18 protein-coding genes, 16 tRNA genes and 1 pseudogene are annotated in these 20729 nt (G+C 43.7%); 4 read left to right on the top strand and 31 right to left on the bottom strand.

What is annotated here, in order from left to right:
• Positions 1-8: 8 nt before the first annotated feature.
• Positions 9-1007, bottom strand: a complete 999-nt coding sequence (locus C1X04_RS07740; RefSeq protein ID WP_110571951.1) for a TauD/TfdA family dioxygenase — start codon at positions 1005-1007, stop codon at positions 9-11.
• A 183-nt stretch (positions 1008-1190) separates the two neighbouring features.
• On the opposite strand from C1X04_RS07740, the gene C1X04_RS07735 reads away from it, so the two are divergent.
• A complete protein-coding gene (locus tag C1X04_RS07735; RefSeq protein WP_110571949.1) occupies positions 1191-1424 on the top strand; it encodes an MbtH family NRPS accessory protein in 234 nt (77 codons plus the stop codon).
• A 27-nt stretch (positions 1425-1451) separates the two neighbouring features.
• A complete protein-coding gene (locus C1X04_RS07730) occupies positions 1452-2876 on the top strand; it encodes a diaminobutyrate--2-oxoglutarate transaminase family protein (protein ID WP_110571947.1) in 1425 nt (474 codons plus the stop codon).
• A gap of 686 nt (positions 2877-3562) precedes the next feature.
• On the opposite strand, the gene C1X04_RS07725 is transcribed toward C1X04_RS07730, so the two are convergent.
• The 27 genes and pseudogenes from C1X04_RS07725 to thrS form a co-directional block, all read right to left on the bottom strand.
• On the bottom strand, positions 3563-4360 hold the full coding sequence (locus C1X04_RS07725) for an IucA/IucC family C-terminal-domain containing protein (protein ID WP_137169581.1): 798 nt from the start codon (positions 4358-4360) through the stop codon (positions 3563-3565).
• Between the two features lie 807 nt (positions 4361-5167).
• Positions 5168-5611 (bottom strand): YafY family protein, encoded by a 444-nt coding sequence (locus tag C1X04_RS07720; RefSeq protein ID WP_137169580.1) that lies wholly within the window; start codon positions 5609-5611, stop codon positions 5168-5170.
• Positions 5612-5630: 19 nt separating this feature from the next.
• The gene (locus C1X04_RS18760) at positions 5631-5765 is read right to left on the bottom strand and encodes a hypothetical protein (protein ID WP_302629527.1); all 135 of its coding nucleotides are present in this window, start codon (positions 5763-5765) and stop codon (positions 5631-5633) included.
• A gap of 684 nt (positions 5766-6449) precedes the next feature.
• Positions 6450-6581 (bottom strand): annotated as a pseudogene (locus C1X04_RS18875) (hypothetical protein); the annotation flags it as partial.
• 679 nt (positions 6582-7260) lie between these two features.
• A tRNA-Val gene (locus C1X04_RS07705) sits at positions 7261-7336 on the bottom strand.
• A 59-nt stretch (positions 7337-7395) separates the two neighbouring features.
• A tRNA-Asp gene (locus C1X04_RS07700) sits at positions 7396-7472 on the bottom strand.
• 55 nt (positions 7473-7527) lie between these two features.
• Positions 7528-7603: transfer RNA gene (locus C1X04_RS07695), tRNA-Val, on the bottom strand.
• Between the two features lie 54 nt (positions 7604-7657).
• Positions 7658-7734: transfer RNA gene (locus tag C1X04_RS07690), tRNA-Asp, on the bottom strand.
• A 55-nt stretch (positions 7735-7789) separates the two neighbouring features.
• A tRNA-Val gene (locus C1X04_RS07685) sits at positions 7790-7865 on the bottom strand.
• A gap of 29 nt (positions 7866-7894) precedes the next feature.
• A tRNA-Asp gene (locus C1X04_RS07680) sits at positions 7895-7971 on the bottom strand.
• Between the two features lie 55 nt (positions 7972-8026).
• Positions 8027-8102 (bottom strand) — tRNA-Val (locus tag C1X04_RS07675).
• 29 nt (positions 8103-8131) lie between these two features.
• Positions 8132-8208, bottom strand: a tRNA-Asp gene (locus C1X04_RS07670).
• A gap of 55 nt (positions 8209-8263) precedes the next feature.
• Positions 8264-8339, bottom strand: a tRNA-Val gene (locus C1X04_RS07665).
• A 29-nt stretch (positions 8340-8368) separates the two neighbouring features.
• A tRNA-Asp gene (locus C1X04_RS07660) sits at positions 8369-8445 on the bottom strand.
• Positions 8446-8500: 55 nt separating this feature from the next.
• Positions 8501-8576 (bottom strand) — tRNA-Val (locus C1X04_RS07655).
• A gap of 40 nt (positions 8577-8616) precedes the next feature.
• Positions 8617-8692 (bottom strand) — tRNA-Thr (locus C1X04_RS07650).
• A 47-nt stretch (positions 8693-8739) separates the two neighbouring features.
• Positions 8740-8815: transfer RNA gene (locus C1X04_RS07645), tRNA-Thr, on the bottom strand.
• A 41-nt stretch (positions 8816-8856) separates the two neighbouring features.
• Positions 8857-8932: transfer RNA gene (locus C1X04_RS07640), tRNA-Thr, on the bottom strand.
• 69 nt (positions 8933-9001) lie between these two features.
• A tRNA-Thr gene (locus C1X04_RS07635) sits at positions 9002-9077 on the bottom strand.
• A 13-nt stretch (positions 9078-9090) separates the two neighbouring features.
• Positions 9091-9167: transfer RNA gene (locus C1X04_RS07630), tRNA-Pro, on the bottom strand.
• Positions 9168-9455: 288 nt separating this feature from the next.
• A complete protein-coding gene (locus tag C1X04_RS07625) occupies positions 9456-9752 on the bottom strand; it encodes an integration host factor subunit alpha (protein ID WP_110571937.1) in 297 nt (98 codons plus the stop codon).
• Between the two features lie 4 nt (positions 9753-9756).
• A complete protein-coding gene (pheT, locus tag C1X04_RS07620; protein ID WP_137169578.1) occupies positions 9757-12141 on the bottom strand; it encodes a phenylalanine--tRNA ligase subunit beta in 2385 nt (794 codons plus the stop codon).
• A 22-nt stretch (positions 12142-12163) separates the two neighbouring features.
• Positions 12164-13159, bottom strand: coding sequence for a phenylalanine--tRNA ligase subunit alpha (gene pheS, locus C1X04_RS07615; protein ID WP_110571933.1), 996 nt, complete (start codon positions 13157-13159; stop codon positions 12164-12166).
• Positions 13160-13287: 128 nt separating this feature from the next.
• Positions 13288-13644, bottom strand: a complete 357-nt coding sequence (gene rplT, locus C1X04_RS07610; RefSeq protein WP_024023333.1) for a 50S ribosomal protein L20 — start codon at positions 13642-13644, stop codon at positions 13288-13290.
• A gap of 47 nt (positions 13645-13691) precedes the next feature.
• Complete coding sequence (gene rpmI / locus C1X04_RS07605) at positions 13692-13886, bottom strand: 50S ribosomal protein L35 (RefSeq protein WP_067343164.1); 195 nt, start codon at positions 13884-13886, stop codon at positions 13692-13694.
• A gap of 96 nt (positions 13887-13982) precedes the next feature.
• A complete protein-coding gene (gene infC / locus C1X04_RS07600) occupies positions 13983-14516 on the bottom strand; it encodes a translation initiation factor IF-3 (RefSeq protein WP_110571931.1) in 534 nt (177 codons plus the stop codon).
• 8 nt (positions 14517-14524) lie between these two features.
• Positions 14525-16462 carry a threonine--tRNA ligase gene (thrS, locus tag C1X04_RS07595; protein WP_137169577.1) on the bottom strand — a complete coding sequence of 646 codons (1938 nt, stop codon included), beginning with the start codon at positions 16460-16462 and terminating at the stop codon, positions 14525-14527.
• Between the two features lie 239 nt (positions 16463-16701).
• Here thrS and C1X04_RS07590 point away from each other — a divergent pair, with 239 nt between their 5' ends.
• Both C1X04_RS07590 and C1X04_RS07585 read left to right on the top strand, forming a co-directional pair.
• Positions 16702-17328, top strand: a complete 627-nt coding sequence (locus C1X04_RS07590) for an O-methyltransferase (RefSeq protein ID WP_110571927.1) — start codon at positions 16702-16704, stop codon at positions 17326-17328.
• A gap of 95 nt (positions 17329-17423) precedes the next feature.
• Positions 17424-18125 (top strand): GIY-YIG nuclease family protein, encoded by a 702-nt coding sequence (locus C1X04_RS07585; protein ID WP_110571925.1) that lies wholly within the window; start codon positions 17424-17426, stop codon positions 18123-18125.
• Between the two features lie 102 nt (positions 18126-18227).
• Here the strand turns inward: C1X04_RS07585 and C1X04_RS07580 are convergent, their stop codons facing one another.
• The 3 genes from C1X04_RS07580 to C1X04_RS07570 form a co-directional block, all read right to left on the bottom strand.
• Positions 18228-19574, bottom strand: coding sequence for a class II 3-deoxy-7-phosphoheptulonate synthase (locus C1X04_RS07580; protein WP_110571923.1), 1347 nt, complete (start codon positions 19572-19574; stop codon positions 18228-18230).
• A 39-nt stretch (positions 19575-19613) separates the two neighbouring features.
• On the bottom strand, positions 19614-20225 hold the full coding sequence (locus C1X04_RS07575) for a helix-turn-helix domain-containing protein (RefSeq protein WP_110571922.1): 612 nt from the start codon (positions 20223-20225) through the stop codon (positions 19614-19616).
• Positions 20226-20293: 68 nt separating this feature from the next.
• Positions 20294-20722 carry a TIGR01244 family sulfur transferase gene (locus C1X04_RS07570; protein WP_137169576.1) on the bottom strand — a complete coding sequence of 143 codons (429 nt, stop codon included), beginning with the start codon at positions 20720-20722 and terminating at the stop codon, positions 20294-20296.
• Positions 20723-20729: the final 7 nt, after the last annotated feature.

Raw genomic sequence — 20729 nt, 5'->3', positions numbered from 1 at the left:
TCCCCCTCTTAAACCAATTGTCCACCAACCATTGGCTCAGCCATGGCAACAACAATTTTTCGGTTACCAGAAAAGGCGCTACGACCGTGTGCAGCAAGCATGTTATCCAACATCAACACATCCCCTTCCTGCCAAGGAAACACCACTTGGCATTGATCAAGCACTGAACGAACATGGTCTAAGTCCTGCTCATCAATAGGCGTTCCGTCACCGTAATAGACGTTACGAGGTAGATTTTCTTCACCCACAATGGAAATCAGCGTATCGCGAGTTTGCTGTGGAAGATTTGAGATGTGAAATAGATGTGCTTGGTTAAACCACACCATTTCACCTGTACGCGGATGCTGTGCAACGGCTTGGCAACGCTGGCGTGTACGCAACTCACCGTCGCCTTTCCATTCAAATTCAATACTGTTTGCTCGACAGAAAGACTCAACTTGCTGAGCATCCTCTGTACCAAACGCTTTTTGCCAAGGTAGATCCAAGCCGTTGCCATAGTTACGTACATACAACAGCTCTCTTTCAGCAAACTTCTCTCGCATATTTTCATCCAGCATCTGAAAGATCTTGCGGCTATCAGCAATAGGCGTTTCACCGCCTTCTGGGGAAGCTGTTACACAGTGAAACCAAATACGCATCGGCCAGCTCAGCGTATAAGCTTGTTCGTTATGCAACGGGATTATTTGATGGGCTGGATACTCGGTGGAAGTGTAAACCCCTGAATCAACCTTAGTACGAGGGGTGGATGCGTAATCATAGCTCAATAAATCATGACCAAACGTCTGAGCAAATTCGCGAAAGTCTTCTTCACCATTAAAATCAAAACCACGTAGTAAAACGCCACCACATTGCTCCAAATGGTCTTTAATTGCAGCCTGAATATCATCAATCACTGCACGCCAGTTACGAGTGTCTAAAGGCTCAACCAATAATGGCAAAGCCGTATCTGCAACACTTAATTGACCCAATTGCACCGTCGCACGAACACTTGTAGCACTATCCACCATTGCGTAAACCTTTTCTCAAAATCTTAAAAACCAAACGCTTAGCTATTTCACCAAGCCTAATTACCAGAATTTGCTAGCGATCATACACAAAGAGAAAATAATTTAAAAGCTAGTGATAATTATTTTTATTTAAATTATCATCACTCACATTAACAACACTTAATATATGTAAAGGCAGACACTATGAGCATTGACAACCCAGATACTCAATTCCGAGTCGTCATCAACCAAGAAGAGCAATACGCTATTTGGCCAACGTTTAAAGAAGTCCCTAACGGCTGGACACAAGTAGGCCAAGAAGGCACCAAAGACTCTTGCCTTGCGTACATATCAGAACATTGGCAAGACATGCGCCCTAAAAGCCTAAGAGATGCTCTCGAACAAGACACTGGCCACCAGACTACGGCACAGGTTTAACACCTTATACTCGTCAATGGAGCTTATATGAGTTCAATATTTTGCGAATCGGTTGTACAAGAAGAGGCGCGCACTTCCAGTAATTTGCTAGGGGGGCTAGCCCGCTTTATTCACCAAAAAGAGCGTATTCTAGAACCAGACCATTTGCTCACACAGCAGGCAAAGCGAGAATCTAACGCCCGCAGCTATCCTAGACGCCTTCCCCTTTCTCTCAGCAAAAGCCATGGTATTTTTGTTGAAGATAGCCGCCAACAGATCTATATAGACGCATTGGCGGCAGCGGGAACACTGGCTTTAGGGCACCACCATCCAGAGATACAGCAAACGATCCGAGAGACCCTTGATAGCGCCATCCCGATGCAAACGCTAGACCTCACCACACCAATAAAAGAAGCCTTTATTGACAAACTGTTTGCTTTGCTTCCCGAAGCTATGCGCCGCACCAGTCGCATTCAATTTTGCAGTCCGTCCGGTGCAGATGCTGTTGAAGCGGCGATCAAACTCGCCAAAACCGCAACTGGACGGCGTACCGTGCTGTCTTTTTCCGGCGCTTACCATGGTATGACGCAAGGTACACTCAGCTTAATGGGCAACCTAGGGCCAAAATCCCTCATTGGCCCCACCGTGCCGGATGTTCAATTCCTGCCCTTCCCTCATGCGCACCGCTGCCCTTATGGTGCCGGAGAAAATGGCGTACAAATCAGCCTTCGACAATTAGAGTCCATGCTCAGTGACCCAGAGTCTGGTGTACTGAAACCGGCCGCAATCATTGTAGAAGCCGTACAGGGTGAAGCAGGAGCAATACCCGCTAACCAGGAGTGGTTAAGAGGCTTACGTGATATCACTCGTCGCCATTGCATCGCTTTGATTCTCGATGAAGTTCAAGCAGGCATGGGTAGGACAGGAGAAATCTTTGCCTTTCAGCATTCCGGTATAGAGCCAGATATTATGGTGCTATCCAAAGCCGTTGGTGGCGGTTTACCGCTGGCGGTCGTGGTGTATCACGAAGACTTCGACCAATGGAAACCCGGCGCCCATGCTGGTACTTTCCGTGGCAACCAACTCGCTCTTGCCACTGGTCAAGTGGTCATGAAACAGCTTCAAGAACACTCATTACATCATCACGTGAAAGAAATGGGGAATGTTCTCCAAAATGGTCTTAAAGGGATAAACAGCCCGATCATTGGAGAAATTCGAGGCATTGGACTGATGCAAGGTGTTGAGATCGTCAACCCCATGTCAGAAAAAGACCATATGGGGAACTACGCTCTAGATGGAGCGAGAGCTTTACTAGTGCAAAAAGAAGCTCTCAAACTAGGACTCATTACTGAAGTAGGAGGAAGATATGGATCGACTGTTCGCTTCCTTCCACCGCTTATTATCAGTAGAGCTGAAGTCCATACCGTAATCGCTATTTTTGCAGAGGCCATCAATCGCAGCACACCGAATTAAGCCATTTATACTAGCTCAAGTAGCCAAAGGATCAGATCTTGATGCAACTCTACAAAATTTCAATATAGATTAAAATATTAGTGTTATGTGGGGTGAGTCCTTGTCGCCTCCCCCCATATAACAAGACCGTACATACAGGCCTCGTATACATCTCTCATGTAAACTTATATTCAGGATACGCACTTAACAACACATCCCATTTTTTCTCTTCATCAAAATTCACCACTTGCATTATCAATCATGGTGCATTGATTCAATACTCTAATTATGAAGTCAGCTACTTGATCATTTGGTTTAACGGTTTGACGCCATTTCGTGAAGTCATCGGCTTGAGCTTTTGATTGAACATATACAGCTTCTTGACTCGGATTCAGGTATATCAACTTCCGATTTCCACCCCAAGAAACTTAACACCTTCAATGCTGTGCGCGATATGTGTCTTGAACTCGTTCACTTTAAGCTTGAGCTCTCATTACAAGGTAATCGCTACCCGTACTCGCATTTTTCCTACACAAACTCTGCAACTACATAAGATCAGGATATCATCGCACAGAGTGCGATTGGGTGTTCTAGTTGAGCGCGTTTGTATCCTAATGAGCTTTTTAATAGCTCCTTAAGTTAAAGCTAACTTCATAACAAGATAACTCTACTATCATGCCTCACTATACATTTATGCTGAATACGCTTTAGGGCAAGCCTTGAGTTTTTTTACGTCGCAGTAATCTCAATGGTAATGGGCATGCACCGCAATAATCTGCTGGATCAGTGGTTTGATAGTAATAACAGCAAGTTTGTCGTATTCGAACAGGCTCCTCTATGTATGGGACTTGAGACATTTCGAAGTAAAAATCTGCGATGGGATTTTTAGGTAAGCCAAATAATTCAGTCGTGTTCGGATCCAGTAACAACGAAAAATCTTCCTGAGCAACAGTTTTTCGCTCCTCTGGAACCCCTAGTAAAATACGGCTTTCATAGATACTAAAAACTCGAATTGCAATGTTTTCCCAGAGAATATTCTTTGGCGTGCGAGTCAGGCGATGAAATTGCTCAACAAGAAGTGTCAGGTGCCCAGCAAAAGCGTTATGCAGCAACTTTTCCCGCCATGCAACTCGATTACCATCAGGCTGGCTCACTGATAGCTTCTTTAAAGCCACGCTTGACCGCCAATGACCATCTTCTTGAGCAAAGTGAAACACACTATTCCCTTCCTTCACATTCAATCCTTTATCATAACGAGACATGGCGAACAACACTGGGGCAAGCGTTAAAAATGCTACTCGTTTAAGAATCAAAGACACTGTAACTTTGATATTAGGCGCCTTAATAACTGGCATAATTTTTTCCAAAATCATAAGGCACTGCTGATCATCAAGAAACATTGACGATGGTATGGCAAGTACTTCACTTTGCATGAATGGTGTTAGTCCAAAGCTCGACAAAGATTGCCACTGTTCTTCTGTAAAGCTACTTAGATAGGCATCCATTGGTTACTCCCTGTGTTGTCAAATTACGCACTTTTCCAAATGGAGTGCACTTAGTAGTGTCAAATAATGGGTCTTGAGAAATATGGAAATGCATGCCAAATAAAGCTTTCATCATGTCAAAATCAGGAATGTTTTCCGGCTTTTTTTAGAGAAATATACTCCCGCCCTTCATTGTAAACATCTGATGTGCATAACGGTACGCTAAGTTAAGATCATATAATACTATTAAGTGGTTGCTCCTAGCTTTTGATTAAGTTCAATCAGAAAATCTAGAGTTTCAATTCGATGGGGTTGATCAAGGTAGATTGCCTGCTAAGTCCATGAGTCCACAGCACCAATAAGTATCATTCCCATAGGCACCATAAGAATCTGTTGCTCCTTGAAAGAGAGTCACTACTCGTACAGGTGGAGAAGAAACCTGAGCTCAGTTAAGGCAGTCTTTCTTGCATCAAGCTTGAAGCCAACTTTCTTCTTACGCTCTTCTATAGGTGAGCCTTTACTGTTAGCAACTTTCGCAAGTAAAGTTACGAGATTACCTATTAGGTCTACTGATTTGTTCCCACTCCTGCTGATAATACTAAATACAATCGCGTTGAGCTTTTTATCAAACGTGACATCTTTCAGTTTTACGTTAATCCTGCATACAGTCTCTACCATTCACCCTCCAAACATTATCAAAACCGACGCCCGCGGCAACTAATTGATATTGATTAGAATTTACACAGCTTTAGTAGATAAGCAAAACTTAATTACCATAAAATGCCGCCTATTTACATATTGTAACAATTTTTACAAAAACCAATATTCTTATTTGTTTTTGATAAATAGTCCATCCAAACTGACAGACAATGTCTGAATCGCAGCTACCTCTTCAAGCAGCTCATCTCTAAGAGATACAGGTTCACGCACAATTAAGCTGGCTCCTTGTCTAAGCAACCAAGCGCGCGTATCTCTATCATCAAGAATTACAGCTCGAAGCAGGAACCACTCCTCAGAATCAGTTTCCAGTATAGTCTGGGTATCACTCAATTTTGTTTCCTCAAGTCTTTTCGCTAGTCCTTTGTCAATCAAGGCCACAAGATGGAGTGATTCGTCAGAATACTTAAACCCAGGCTCGCCATCGTCTATGTAACACTGAAGCGAAAAACTTGGATTAGGGCGGAAGTCAGACGAAGATAACTTCGCACTTCTGAAACGATGCAGAGCATAATGCCTTACATTATCATAATCGTTACAAGACCCAGAACGTATGTGTCACTTTTTCAAATCATTATCCATGAGAGTGAAGAGCGCCTGAATGAACTTTGTCTTTAGAACGACTGTAGTACGTCATATCTAATGCCTTATTTGACATGATCGTTTCGCACACTGTTGCCCAAATATCTAGCTCAATCTGTGCGGGCATTAGCACCTTACCATCTGAAACTATTTTGACTTTTTCCAATCAATTTACATAAGGTCTGTCAGAATGAGATTTAAGAAAGCTCTTTGCACGATTCAATTGCGGGGATAACTGAAATAAAAGCGGAGTCGGCATTATGCCTAGCAAATATTCGTTTACGAGAATTGTACTCACTGCAGAATGCAGCAAAACTTCCCTGATAGTCTTCAGAAAAGCACCACCTATGCGGACGAACTTTGTCATTGCAGATGATTGGATAGTTTTTAGCTAATGCAACAAGATCGCGTTGCAAGCTACGAAAAGTTACTGAAAAGCCTTTACGCTCTAACTTTTCGAGTATGTCTTTGTTGAGATACTTGGCTTAGGCGCAATCGGTAGAAGCTCCAGTATACTGATATATCGAATGACAGAATCCATCTCTACACCCATTACTTTATTTGTAGTGAATTCTACCCTAGGGAGTACTTTGATTGTTCGCTATATATCGCTTTAAGCGCCCCCTCATTAATACACCACAAAGAATCGCGAACAAGATTTCCCCCCTCCCCACTCCTATAGGCTCAAGTCATTGAATACCTCGCTCGGTGTACTTAGCTATTTTTGAGTTTTTCCTTATTGTCAAACGCGCTTTCAGCCAAGGCTGATATTTCTTAAAGACAAGCAGGATATTTCTTGCTATCAAAACCTTTAAACATACTCTCCAAACTCCATTGTGCGTAACACCTGCAAAACATCTTTACGGCTACTCTGATTATTCATCAATGTGACTGGCACAAACTTACCTAAAACAGGAATTTCCGAGTGCATCCACTCCTGAGCTCGTTCAAGTGATTCTTAGACTTGGACAGCTTGAACAACATAAACCTTCAACACCTCAACCTGACCATTTACAGTAGAGTCATGCTGATCAGGATATGTTTCATACGACCCTATAACATCTAGTAGCTCTTGATACTCGTAATTGATAGAAGATGGGCAATTAAGCAGTTCTGCCACCATATTCTGAAGATCAATAGTGGTCTTCAATCTACCTTGGCTACTCTCCAATGACTTGTTGGAGATACTCGCCCCCTTTTGATCACACGTTAATAAAATACTAACACGCTTATAGCGTTTCGTTCAGTTAGCTCTTACTCATGACCTACCTTCACGCGCAGACCGACCTTAGCGTCACTAAGAGCATTGATCGAAATAAACTCAGGTCACAACGTTTTTTTATAGAAATCTACTCATACAAGATCTGGCGAGAGCATAAAGCAATTCAAGCTTTAAATTAACTGAAAGGAAGAGAAAGCCAATAAAGTCAAACAAGGTATTAAAAAAGAGAAACTAGGGAATGTGTGACTTATTGGTACCAACTGCAAAATAAGACACGAGTCGGTCACACTTTAGTGACATCAAAAATCAAGAAAAATTTTGATCACAAATATTATATGACTTGAGGAAAGTAGAAGCTTTTTAAGATCAGATAATTATGAGGAAATTTATTATTAACAAATGGTGGGTGTGGAGAGGTTCGAACTCCCGACATTCGCCTTGTAAGGGCGACGCTCTCCCAACTGAGCTACACACCCGTTCATACATAGCGATAAAACTATAAGAAACATTTTGCATTACTTGACTGAGCAAGTAATGGCGGAATGGACGGGACTCGAACCCGCGACCCCCTGCGTGACAGGCAGGTATTCTAACCAACTGAACTACCACTCCAACACGATCTAGTACTTTTGCTTTCACCTGAGTAAAAAGCCCACTGTCTAGTTAGTGGTGGGTGTGGAGAGGTTCGAACTCCCGACATTCGCCTTGTAAGGGCGACGCTCTCCCAACTGAGCTACACACCCTCTTTGAGATAATTTTTACATTATCAAACTCTTTGCCAAACTTAATATAAGTAATGGCGGAATGGACGGGACTCGAACCCGCGACCCCCTGCGTGACAGGCAGGTATTCTAACCAACTGAACTACCACTCCAACACGGTCTAGTACTTTTGCTTCTACCTAAGTAAAAAGCCCACTGTCTAGTTAGTGGTGGGTGTGGAGAGGTTCGAACTCCCGACATTCGCCTTGTAAGGGCGACGCTCTCCCAACTGAGCTACACACCCGACTCGTAGTTTTACATCTTGTCGAAAGATGGCGGAATGGACGGGACTCGAACCCGCGACCCCCTGCGTGACAGGCAGGTATTCTAACCAACTGAACTACCACTCCAACACGATCTAGTACTTTTGCTTCTACCTAAGTAAAAAGCCCACTGTCTAGTTAGTGGTGGGTGTGGAGAGGTTCGAACTCCCGACATTCGCCTTGTAAGGGCGACGCTCTCCCAACTGAGCTACACACCCGACTCGTAGTTTTACATCTTGTCGAAAGATGGCGGAATGGACGGGACTCGAACCCGCGACCCCCTGCGTGACAGGCAGGTATTCTAACCAACTGAACTACCACTCCAACACGATCTAGTACTTTTGCTTCTACCTAAGTAAAAAACCCACTGTCTAGTTAGTGGTGGGTGTGGAGAGGTTCGAACTCCCGACATTCGCCTTGTAAGGGCGACGCTCTCCCAACTGAGCTACACACCCGACTCGTAGTTTTACATCTTGTCGAAAGATGGCGGAATGGACGGGACTCGAACCCGCGACCCCCTGCGTGACAGGCAGGTATTCTAACCAACTGAACTACCACTCCAACATGGTCTAGTACTTTTGCTTCTACCTAAGTAAAAAGCCCACTGTCTAGTTAGTGGTGGGTGTGGAGAGGTTCGAACTCCCGACATTCGCCTTGTAAGGGCGACGCTCTCCCAACTGAGCTACACACCCAATCTTATTTAACATTTTTTCAACTTACTTATTAAGTAAGTGGTGCCGCCACCAAGAGTCGAACTCGGGACCCTCTGATTACAAGTCAGATGCTCTACCAACTGAGCTATAGCGGCTTAATGCTAAATCAAATTGTAATTTTTACTCATCTACAATGAGTAAATGGTGCCGCCACCAAGAGTCGAACTCGGGACCCTCTGATTACAAGTCAGATGCTCTACCAACTGAGCTATAGCGGCATTACATGACGCAGTTCACTTTTACCTAACTTCCTAAGAAGTGGTGCCGCCACCAAGAGTCGAACTCGGGACCCTCTGATTACAAGTCAGATGCTCTACCAACTGAGCTATAGCGGCTTTAATAAAAGCAAAATCTTTTTTTATCTCTTCTCTTCATTTCTAAAGAAAAGAAACTTTGACCAAAAATGGTGCCGCCACCAAGAGTCGAACTCGGGACCCTCTGATTACAAGTCAGATGCTCTACCAACTGAGCTATAGCGGCATTTCTCAATTTTTGGTCGGGACGGCAGGATTTGAACCTGCGACCACTAGCACCCCATGCTAGTGCGCTACCAGGCTGCGCTACGCCCCGAAACCGACAGTTGAAGAGTTAAACTCTGTCCCTGCCAGCGGGTGCGTATATTACTATAACAAATTGAAAAGGGAAGACTTTTATTAACTTTTTTTCAATTTAATCATGACAATAGAATATTCAGAAATGATCGCTTAAACATTGATCTAAATATCTTTCTACTTTATCGAGTCAACACCTGAAGCTACAAGCTCTTCTAGAAAAGGCAGACCCCTACTATATAAGCTATTGAATCGTGAGATATAAAAAAGGCCACCCTATGGGGTGGCCTTTTAGAGGCTGCAAGAATTACTCTTGCATATAGTCTTCTACTTTTGACTTAAGCTTTTGCCCAGGCCGGAAAGTAACAACAGTTCGAGCGGTTATCGGGATCTCTTCGCCCGTTTTAGGGTTTCGACCAGGTCGCTGACTCTTTTCTCGCACTTCAAAATTACCAAAGCCCGACAGCTTAACTTGCTGTCGTTCTATTAATGAACTACGAACAACCTCAAAAAACCCCTCAACAAGGTCTTTCGCATCTTTTTTACTTAGACCAATTGAATCTACTAAGTTTTCAGCAAGGTCCGCTTTCGTCAACGATCCCATAAATCTACCCCCTTACAACGGCTCCCAATTGCTCAGATAATGCCGCAACTGTTTTTTCGACAGAATTGTTCACTTCTTCATCACTAAGAGTGTGTGAAGGATGCTGCCACGTCAAGCCCAAAGCGACACTTTTTTTCGTCTCATCAATACCTTGGCCCTGATAAACATCAAAAACCAAGACATTCTTAAGCGCCTCTCCTGCTGTTGCAGAAATGACCCTCTCCAACTCACTCACAGGCACAGAGCGATCAACAAGCAACGCTAGGTCACGACGCACCTCAGGAAAACGAGAAACCGCTTCATATTCCGGCAACTTAGCATTCAACACAGCCGCAAGTGCAATATCAAACACATAAATAGGCTGATTAGCACCCAATTCCTTAGCCAACTGAGGATGCAACTCCCCCATCAAGCCAACGAACTGTCCGTCTAAAAAGATATCGGCAGAACGCCCAGGGTGCAAAAATTCACACTTAGAACGCTCATACGTTGGCTTACCACCATCGTTTAGAGCAAACATCGCTTCAACATGTGCTTTAAGGTCATAAAAATCAACCTTTTCGCTGCCGTGATACCAAGCCTCAGCATGACGAGCACCCGCAATTAAGCCTGCAACCTGCTGCTGCTGATCCAAATCAGCTAGCGCATCAACAGTACCAATAAAGCGACGACCCGTTTCAAATAAACGCACGCGAGATTGCTGACGATTTTGGTTATAAAGGTAAGCTTTCACCAAACCGGGCACCAAGCTTGGACGCATAACACCCATGTCTGCTGAAATAGGGTTCGCCAGCGGCACAGGTTCGATATTAGGTAAAAATTGCTTACTTAATACAGGGTCAATAAAGCTATAAGTCACCGCTTCTTGATAACCCTGCGACACCAAAATAGAACGCAACACTTGAATTTGTGTTTTCGTCTCTGATAAAGGGGTGAAATTCACCGCGGCTTGAGGCATTGATGAAGGTAAATTGTCATACCCATAGATACGAGCAACCTCTTCGATCAAATCCGCTTCAATAGCAATATCAAAACGATGTGATGGCGCTTTTGTAGACCAAGCCTCATCAGTCACTTCAATCATCTCTAGACCAAGGCGAGTTAAAATATCCGTCACCAAATCTTTATCGATGGACATCGCCAAATACTGATCAAGTTTCTTGCGGCGTAAAGTAACAACGGCCGCTTCAGGCAAAGTAGCTTCATTCACAGAATGAGTAATTGGCCCTACTTGGCCGCCAGCAATTTCAAGTACCAATGCCGTCGCACGCTCTATTGCTTGTTCTTGAAGCGTAGCATCAACACCACGCTCAAAGCGGTGTGAAGAATCCGTGTGCAACCCATAAGAGCGCGCCTTACCTGCTAAAGCCAATGGAGCAAAAAAAGCACTTTCAAGGAAAATATCTTTCGTTGCTTCGTTCACTCCTGACCCTTCGCCACCCATTACCCCAGCAATAGCTAGCGGTGCGGTTTCATCAGCAATGACCAAAGTATCATCACGTAGAGCGACTTCCTGGCCATCAAGTAAGACAATTTTTTCATCTTTCTTCGCCATTCGAACAACAATCGAACCAGATAGGTTCGCAAGATCGAATGCATGCATTGGCTGCCCCAACTCCAACATCACATAGTTAGTGATATCAACAATTGGGTCGATTGAACGAATGCCGCTGCGACGAAGCTTCTCAACCATCCATAAAGGCGTCTGAGCCGCAACATTAACACCGCGCACAACACGACCTAAATAACGCGGGCAAGCATCAGCTGCTTCCACTCGAACAGGGAAGGCATCATCGATCGTAACGTCAGCAGGAGCGACCTTAACAGGTGTCACATCCGCTTTATTCAAAACGCCGACTTCGCGAGCCAAGCCAGCAATGCTTAAACAGTCGCTTCGGTTAGGTGTTAGATCTACATCGATGATCTGATCATCAAGATTTAAGAAAGCACGGAAATCTTCGCCAGTTTTTGCAGTAGCTGGTAATTCCATAATGCCATCATGATCGTCGCTCAAGCCCAATTCAGAGGCTGAACACAACATACCAAAAGATTCTACTTGGCGAAGCTTCGCTTTTTTAATTTTAAAATCCGCACCTAATACCGCGCCAATTTTAGCAAATGGAATCTTAATACCTGGACGCGCATTCGGCGCACCGCAAACCACCTGAAATGTCTCTGCACCGTCTGACACCTGACAAACTTGCAGTTTGTCTGCATTCGGATGAGGCTCAGCTGCGATAATTTCACCCACCACCACACCAGAAAATGCAGAGGCAACAGGCAAAACTTCGTCTACTTCAAGGCCAGCTAACGTTATCTGAGCAACCAAATCATCGCTACTGATGTCTGGATTGACCCACTCTCTTAGCCAATTCTCACTAATTTTCATAAAAACATCCTAGGTCGACTGATTACTTGAACTGCTTAAGGAAGCGCAAATCGTTCTCGAAGAACATACGCAAGTCATCTACTTTGTAACGCAGCATGGCAAAACGCTCAACGCCCATACCAAAAGCAAAACCTGTGTATTTCTCAGAATCAATTCCGGACATTTCAAGCACTTTCGGATGAACCATGCCGCAACCTAACACTTCTAGCCAAGACTCTTCGCCCTTGCTGTTGGTACGCATGATGTCCACTTCTATTGAAGGCTCAGTAAATGGAAAGTAACTAGGACGGAAACGAACTTTTAAATCATCTTCAAAGAAGACATTCAAAAACTGCTGCAAAATACCCTTCAGATCCGCAAACGAAATATTTTCGTCAATCAACAAACCTTCAACCTGATGAAACATTGGCGTGTGCGTTTGGTCTGAATCACAACGATAAACACGGCCAGGACAAATAATTCGAATCGGCGGCTGAGTCGTTTCCATTGTGCGTACTTGAACAGGAGATGTATGCGTTCTTAGTACGGTTGTCGGATTGAAGTAAAAAGTGTCTTGCATTGCTCGCGCAGGATGGTGCGCAGGAATGTTTAGAGCTTCAAAGTTGTGGTAATCGTCTTCGATTTCAGGGCCCGCAGCCACATCAAAGCCAATCCCACGAAAAAAGGTTTCAATACGCTCCATAGTACGAGTCACTGGATGTAAACCACCCACTTCCTGACCCTTACCAGATAAGGAGATATCAATTGTTTCTGTTGCAAGCTTCGCATCAAGCGCCGCTTTAGCAAGAGAAGCCTTGCGCTCAGTAATTTTTTCCTGAACTTGGTCTTTTGCTTCGTTAACCATTTGACCAAATTTTGGTCGCTCTTCTGCCGAAACGTTACCAAGCTGCTTCAACAAAGCAGTCAGTGCGCCCTTCTTGCCTAAATAATGCACTCGTACATCATCCAACGCGGACTCACTCTCAGATGCAGCTACTGCGCTTAGCGCATCAGCAAGAATCTGCTTTAGGTTCTCCATTTATACACTCCAAAAAATAAAATAGGGGAAGAACCATTGGCTCTTCCCCTATCAAAGACTGCATTGAGTGACCCTTCTATTAAGATTGAATCTATCAAGATCGGATCACCCTAAGGCTACGTCAGAAATTAAGCCAAGCTTGCTTTCGCTTTTTCAACGATAGCAGCAAAAACTTCTTTCTCGTACACAGCTAGGTCAGCCAAAACCTTACGGTCGATTTCAATTGCAGCTTTTTTCAAGCCAGCAATGAAACGGCTGTAAGATAGACCATTGATACGTGCAGCAGCGTTAATACGAGCAATCCACAATGCGCGGAATTGACGCTTACGCTGACGACGGTCACGGTATTGGTATTGACCAGCTTTGATAACAGCTTGTTTCGCTACACGAAATACACGACTACGTGCACCGTAGTAACCTTTAGCTTGCTTTAAAATCTTCTTGTGACGGCGACGAGCCTGAACACCACGTTTTACGCGAGGCATAATATAAACCTTATACTAATAAATTAATGAACTAAAAAAATCTAGACTTAGATGTATGGCAACATGCGTACAATTAACGCTTTGTCGCTTTGCGCAATCTGGTTCATAGAACGAAGATGACGCTTACGTTTAGTCGATTTCTTAGTCAAAATGTGACTAGTATGAGACTGCTTATGCTTAAAACCATTCGCGGTACGTTTGAAGCGCTTAGATGCGCCACTGTGTGACTTAATTTTGGACATGATAAAACCACTCTCGCATTCGTTAATGTTAGTGTAATTTTTCAATACACATCACGTAATAAAAGCTAGGCAATTATTACGTGCGTCTATTTAAAACTACTTCTTCTTTTTGGGGCCTAGCACCATAGTCAATTGACGACCTTCCATTTTCGCAGCTTGCTCTACTGCACCATATTCCTCTAAGTCTTGAGCGACTCGATTCATAAGTTGCATACCAAGCTCCTGATGGGCCATTTCACGACCGCGGTATCGTAGTGATACCTTGGCCTTATCCCCGCCTTCAAGGAAACGTATCAGGTTGCGGAGTTTTACCTGATAATCCCCTTCCTCCGTCCCTGGACGGAATTTCATTTCTTTTACTTGGATTTGCTTAGCATTTTTCTTTTGAGCAGCTTTCGCTTTCTTTGCTTCAAAAATATGCTTACCGTAGTCCATTATTTTGCAAACAATCGGATCTGAATCAGCAATTTGCACTAAGTCTAAAGCAGCCTCTTGTGCCGCTTTTAGCGCCTCATCTAAAGAGACAACGCCAACTTGTTCACCATCAGCAGCGATCAAACGCACTTCGGTAGCTCGAATGTTTTCGTTGATTAGAGGACGCTGCTTACTAGCGGCACGCCCACGATTCATATTACCTTTTATAGTACTATCTCCATTTCTTGTTTACGGCTACGGCGAGCAACTTCTTTTTGAAGCAATTCTTCAAAATCAGAAATACTCATCACTCCAAGGTCATCACCGGTACGAGTTCGAACAGCAACCTGCTGTTGCTCAACTTCTTTATCACCGACAACGATCATGTACGGCACTCGTTGAAGAGTATGCTCGCGGATTTTAAACCCGATCTTCTCGTTTCTCAAGTCAAGTTTTGCTCTAAAGCCATTTGAATTCAATCTTTTTTCCAAATCAGAGCAATAGTCTGCTTGGCGATCTGTAATGTTCATGATAACAACTTGTTCAGGCGCAAGCCAGACCGGAAAGGCACCTTCTGTATCTTCGATCAAAATACCGATGAAACGTTCAAGTGACCCAACGATCGCACGATGCAACATAACCGGTGTTTGGCGCGAGCCATCTTCCGATACATATTGCGCACCCAATCGAGTTGGCATCGAGAAATCTACCTGAATTGTACCACACTGCCAAACTCGACCGATGGCATCTTTCAAAGAAAACTCAATTTTAGGACCATAAAAAGCCCCTTCTCCTGGTAACTCTTCCCAATCAAGCCCAGCAGAATCTAACGCATCAGATAAAGCTTTTTCAGCTTTATCCCACACTTCATCAGATCCCACTCGCTGCTCAGGGCGAGTAGACAAACGATAAACAATGTTATCGAAGCCAAAATCTGCATACACTTCGTGAAGCAGATCGATAAATTCAGACACTTCCGACTGAATTTGCCCTTCGGTCACAAAGATATGACCGTCATCCTGAACAAAGTTACGTACACGCATAATGCCATGCAATGCACCAGATGGCTCATTACGGTGACAAGAACCAAACTCAGCCATACGGAACGGCAAATCACGGTAGCTTTTAAGGCCCTGATTATAAACCTGTATGTGACATGGGCAGTTCATCGGTTTAACGGCGTAATCACGATTTTCAGAATGTGTAGTAAACATATTCTCATGATATTTGCCCCAGTGCCCTGATTTTTCCCAAAGCACACGGTCAACGATCTGGGGTGTTTTGACCTCTTGATAATTGTTATCAATCTGCTTCTGACGCATATATTGCTCAACAGCTTGATACAATCTCCAGCCTTTAGGGTGCCAGAACACCATGCCAGGCGCTTCTTCCTGCACATGGAAAAGATCCAACTTCTTACCTAACTTACGATGATCGCGTTTTTCAGCTTCTTCGATTCGCGTTAAATAAGCTTTCAATTCTTTTTTGTCGTTCCAAGCCGTACCATAAATACGCTGCAACATTTCGTTATTAGAATCACCACGCCAGTACGCACCAGCCAACTTCATCAATTTGAAATGACGCAAGACTCGAGTATTCGGTACATGAGGACCACGACACATATCCATATACTCTTCATGATGATACAAACCAACTTCTTTCGTTGACTCATCCATATCATCAATCAATGCCACTTTATAGCTTTCACCACGGTCAACAAATTGCTGACGAGCCTCTGCTATCGGTGTCATTTTTTTAACAACATCGTAGTCCGTCTTAACCAACTCTGCGATGCGCTTTTCAATAGCGGCAAGATCATCAGGCGTAAAAGGACGCTCATAGGCGATGTCGTAATAAAAGCCTTCATCTATAACAGGTCCGATCGCCATTTGCGCTGTCGGATACAACTGCTTAACAGCATGACCAACAAGGTGGGCAAAAGAGTGACGAATAATTTCCACACCTTCAGGGTCTTTCCCTGTAATGATGCTTAATTTAGCGTCGTCAGAAATAAGCTCGCATGCATCAACAAGTTGACCATCTATGCGACCAGCCACCGTGGCTTTAGCCAAACCAGGACCAATATCCTCGGCGACTTGCATAACAGTTACTGGGTTTGAAAAAGAGCGTTGGCTGCCATCAGGCAAAGTAATTACAGGCATTTTATTCCCCTATCGGAGTCAGTGGTGCTCCATACCAAAGAGCACATGTAAATTTCAGCGCATAAATTACCATTTTTCGATTATTCATGCGAATCTAATTTAAATCGGCTTTTTTATCGGCATGTACAGGACATCCGCAAAAATCAAGCTTTTTTTCTACATTTAAGCCATAGACATTATCTTCACGCAGAGTAAAATTGGCATCCGTTTCACACATACTTCGCGTTTTAAAAGGCACTATGGATCTTAATACTCTTGACGACTACTGCATTGAGACGACTCAATCAGAACCTGAGCTTTTAATTGAGTTAGTAGAAAAAACTTACTCTGATATGGGCTACCCAAATAAGTTGTCTGGAAAAACCATTGGCCGCACCCTGAAGCTGTTGACCAAAATAGCTCAACCTAAGCGCGCCCTTGAAATAGGCATGTTTACTGGCTATTCAGCTTTATCAATCGCAGAGGGCATGCCTTCTGATGGCGAACTAATTTGCTGTGAAACCAACCCTAGAGCAATTGAATTTGCTCAATCCTTTTTTGATCGTAGCGAGCACGGCAAGAAAATCAAAGCCATTTTCGGCCCAGCTCTGGACACAATCAAATCCCTTGATGGGCAATTTGACCTTGTCTTTATCGATGCAGATAAACGCAACTACCTTAATTATTATGAAGCGGTAGTACCGCTTGTAAAATCAGGTGGACTTATCATTATCGATAACTCCCTATGGCAAGGACGAGTACTAGACCCAAAAGAAAACAGCGACATAGCTGTCAACCAAGTCAACCGCTTAATTGCGCAAGACAAACGAGTTGAGAATGTTCATCTGAATGTTCGCGACGGTCTAAATATCGTCGTAAAACACTAACCCTATTTCTTTATAAACCCCATTCACCTCTGGGTTCCCTCAGGTGAATGGGGTTTATGTGCTATTAAAAAGATATTACGTAAGAGGCAGCGATTTTGGTCGTTTTTAAAATCACAAATAACATCACTGGCAAGCATTATATTGGAACTTCTTTCAATAGTGGCTTCCAACGTTTCGAACAATACGTTGAAGCAACAAATGAAGGCCTAGACTTTCCCTTATACAATGACATTAGGGAGAATGGCGTTGAAGCATTTATTGTCGAAGAGCTATTTGAAACCAGCGACAAACAAGAGCTTTATGAGCTAGAAAGCGACTATATCTCAATCTATAACGGTGAAAGTTTGCGCGGTTACAAAATTGCCCAAACAGCCGAGAAATCAACCAACTTAAACTTTGGTAAAAAAGCACTTTTTGATGCTAACGGCGTATCAACCGCAGAGCAGCCAAAAAAAACAAGAAAAGCAGCCGCGACAAAAACCGTTGAATTGCCAAAAAAAACAATTGAGCCGGCACCAACAGCCAAATCCTTCTTTGGAGAACTTATTGGCGAAGAAAGATTAAGCGGTGCAGCGATACCAAAAGAGCCTGAAAAGAAAAAAGCTCCGGCTCGCACAAAAAGCAAAGCCAGCATCCAGAAAATGCTGAATGAAGCTGAAAGAGCATCCAAAAAAGAACGTGAAGAAAAACTAAAAGCACAACAGCAAGCAGAAGCTGAAGAGATGGCGCTTATCATGGCAAAAATCGATGTGACTTCAAAAGCAACCACATCCGCTTTTCGCCGCCGAAAAGGCTAATCGCTTTACCCTTTTCAGCCAAAGCGAATAACAAAAAAGCTCAGTTAGAAACCTAACTGAGCTTTTTTATTGACAATCAATCGACCAACTAAGGTGGGTAAATTAGGATCTCGATTTCTTAAGAGTGTCCGAAATCATAAATGCCAACTCTAACGACTGATCAGCATTCAACCTCGGATCACAATGAGTGTGATAACGATCAGCCAAATCCGCCTCAGTCACTTCAAAAGCACCGCCCACACATTCAGTAACATTCTGACCCGTCATTTCAAAGTGAACACCACCGGCGTAGCTACCTTCAGCATTATGAACCTGGAAGAACTGCTGAACTTCTTTTAACACATCATCTACCCGACGTGTTTTGTAACCAGTGGAAGCCTTAACAGTGTTGCCATGCATTGGATCACTACTCCAAACGACATTCTTACCCTCACGTTGAATAGCCTGAATCAGTTTAGGCATACCCTCTTCAACTTTATCCGCACCCATTCGAACAATAATATTCAAACGACCCGCTTCATTATTTGGGTTTAAAACATCACACAGCTTCAACAGATCTTCAGGATCCATAGAAGGACCAGCCTTCACCCCAATTGGGTTTTGAACACCACGCAAAAACTCAACATGCGCACCGTCCAGTTGACGCGTCCTATCACCAATCCACAACATGTGAGCAGAACAGTCATACCACTCACCTGTCAGGCTGTCTTTACGAGTTAATGCTTGTTCATAAGGCAATAGCAAGGCTTCGTGGGACGTATAAAAGTCGGTCTCTTTTAGCTGAGATAAGCCTGCACCAACCCCACACGCTTCCATGAATTGCAAAGCATCATCGATTTTATCAGCAACACCTTGATAGCGACCGCCTGCAGGACTTGCATTCAAAAAGTCCAAATTCCACTGATGAACTTGATGCAAATCCGCAAAACCACCCTGCGAGAAAGCGCGAAGTAAATTCATTGTCGAAGCGCTTTGATTATACACCTGCACTAAACGCTCAGGATCCGGCACACGAGCCTGCTCGGTAAAATCAATGCCATTAATAATATCGCCACGATAACTAGGCAGCTCAACGCCATTAACAACCTCTGTTCCAGCTGACCTTGGCTTAGCAAACTGACCAGCCATGCGGCCGACCTTCACAACAGGACACTTACCCGCATAAGTCAAAACCACTGCCATTTGCAGCATGACTTTAAATGTATCGCGAATATTATTAGCATGAAACTCAGCAAAACTTTCTGCGCAATCACCGCCTTGCAATAAAAACGACTGTCGATTTGCCACCTGAGCCAATGCCTTTTTAAGCTGACGCGCTTCACCTGCAAAAACAAGAGGAGGCATTTTGCCTAATGTACTTTCCACCTGAGCCAGATGCTCAGCATTAGGATAAACCGGCTGTTGCAGTGCCGTTTTACCTCTCCAACTTGTCAATCCCCACTGCTCCATAACGCAATACAACCTTCTCTTAAATAATTTTTTAATATATTAACGGGCCACAACCCAAAGTATTTCAGCATCTTTTGCCGACAAAGAAACAACAGCGTGTCCCATTGAGGCATCATAATACACACTATCACCTTCTTTTAATTCAATTGGTTCATAGAGCTCAGAGAAAAAATTAATTTTACCTCGCAAAACCAAAAGAAACTCCTCGCCATCATGACGAACCCACTCTTTAAACTCTGCGAAAGATCTCGCTCTGACAGTAGTCTTGAAAGGCACCATTTTTTTGCGGCTAATTGAGTAATTGAGCAATTCATGCTCATACGTTGCTGTCGGATGCGGCTCTCCTCGGCCCTTTCGCGTAACATCCCTTCGCCCAGCAATAGAATGCTCACTGGCCTCAACAAACAACTGAGGCAAGTCCATTTCCAAACCATTTATGAGCTTTTGCACAATAGCAAAACTAGGCGAAACCTGATCATTTTCAATTTTCGACAATGTAGAGCGAGCGATTCCAGTCTTTTTGCCCACCTCTTCCAGCGTCCACCCTCTCGCAAGACGAATTTCCTTAACACGCTTCCCCAGCTCTAACGGCTCGACAAAGCGATCAGGATCAGAGGCTGTGGCTGTTTCTAACGACGGTCGACTAACCATAAATTACCAATACTACATATTCACAAAGAAAGAAAATTGCCTGCTATGCCTCAGACACATACTGACAGTTATTTATTCAACAAAGGCGCCATTGCTGCCGCACACCGAGAAAGATCAAAACCTTTCCCTGCCACATAAGCACTAAGCTCATCAGAAGACTTACCCTTAGCATTTTCAGACAGCAGCCACAAAACGGAAGATCGAGTTCCTGTACGGCAAAAAGCCAAGGTTTTTTTACTGACACCTAGCGCGTCAGACTGAACCTCAACATGCTCTTTCGACAACTTAGATAAGTCAATTGGGTTACTAACATATTCTAGACCTAATGCTTCAGCCTTTGCGCGCAAAGCATTATCTGTCGGCTGATCTTCAGACTCAAAATCAGGACGATTATTAATCACCCTTTCAAAACCTAGATCCTTCAACACCTCTATATCTTCTAGCAATATCTGAGGCGCAACATAATACAGACTGTCGAGCTGAATCACATTATTCATTTTCACC

Source organism: Marinomonas sp. FW-1 (assembly GCF_005222245.1).
Lineage (GTDB): Bacteria > Pseudomonadota > Gammaproteobacteria > Pseudomonadales > Marinomonadaceae > Marinomonas > Marinomonas alcarazii.
Note: the sequence above shows the minus strand (reverse complement) of the source record. Positions and strands in the feature narration are given on the sequence as shown.

Coding starts and splice junctions, on each gene's coding strand:
- pheS (WP_110571933.1), bottom strand. CDS start 13,159: ATGGAGAACCTAAAGCAGATTCTTGCTGATGCGCTAAGCGCAGTAGCT.
- C1X04_RS07580 (WP_110571923.1), bottom strand. CDS start 19,574: ATGGAGCAGTGGGGATTGACAAGTTGGAGAGGTAAAACGGCACTGCAA.
- C1X04_RS07590 (WP_110571927.1), top strand. CDS start 16,702: ATGGATCTTAATACTCTTGACGACTACTGCATTGAGACGACTCAATCA.
- rpmI (WP_067343164.1), bottom strand. CDS start 13,886: ATGTCCAAAATTAAGTCACACAGTGGCGCATCTAAGCGCTTCAAACGT.
- rplT (WP_024023333.1), bottom strand. CDS start 13,644: ATGCCTCGCGTAAAACGTGGTGTTCAGGCTCGTCGCCGTCACAAGAAG.
- C1X04_RS07730 (WP_110571947.1), top strand. CDS start 1,452: ATGAGTTCAATATTTTGCGAATCGGTTGTACAAGAAGAGGCGCGCACT.
- thrS (WP_137169577.1), bottom strand. CDS start 16,462: ATGCCTGTAATTACTTTGCCTGATGGCAGCCAACGCTCTTTTTCAAAC.
- C1X04_RS07575 (WP_110571922.1), bottom strand. CDS start 20,225: ATGGTTAGTCGACCGTCGTTAGAAACAGCCACAGCCTCTGATCCTGAT.
- C1X04_RS07735 (WP_110571949.1), top strand. CDS start 1,191: ATGAGCATTGACAACCCAGATACTCAATTCCGAGTCGTCATCAACCAA.
- C1X04_RS07625 (WP_110571937.1), bottom strand. CDS start 9,752: ATGGGATCGTTGACGAAAGCGGACCTTGCTGAAAACTTAGTAGATTCA.
- C1X04_RS07740 (WP_110571951.1), bottom strand. CDS start 1,007: ATGGTGGATAGTGCTACAAGTGTTCGTGCGACGGTGCAATTGGGTCAA.
- C1X04_RS18760 (WP_302629527.1), bottom strand. CDS start 5,765: ATGCCCGCACAGATTGAGCTAGATATTTGGGCAACAGTGTGCGAAACG.
- infC (WP_110571931.1), bottom strand. CDS start 14,516: ATGAATCGTGGGCGTGCCGCTAGTAAGCAGCGTCCTCTAATCAACGAA.
- pheT (WP_137169578.1), bottom strand. CDS start 12,141: ATGAAAATTAGTGAGAATTGGCTAAGAGAGTGGGTCAATCCAGACATC.
- C1X04_RS07570 (WP_137169576.1), bottom strand. CDS start 20,722: ATGAATAATGTGATTCAGCTCGACAGTCTGTATTATGTTGCGCCTCAG.
- C1X04_RS07725 (WP_137169581.1), bottom strand. CDS start 4,360: ATGGATGCCTATCTAAGTAGCTTTACAGAAGAACAGTGGCAATCTTTG.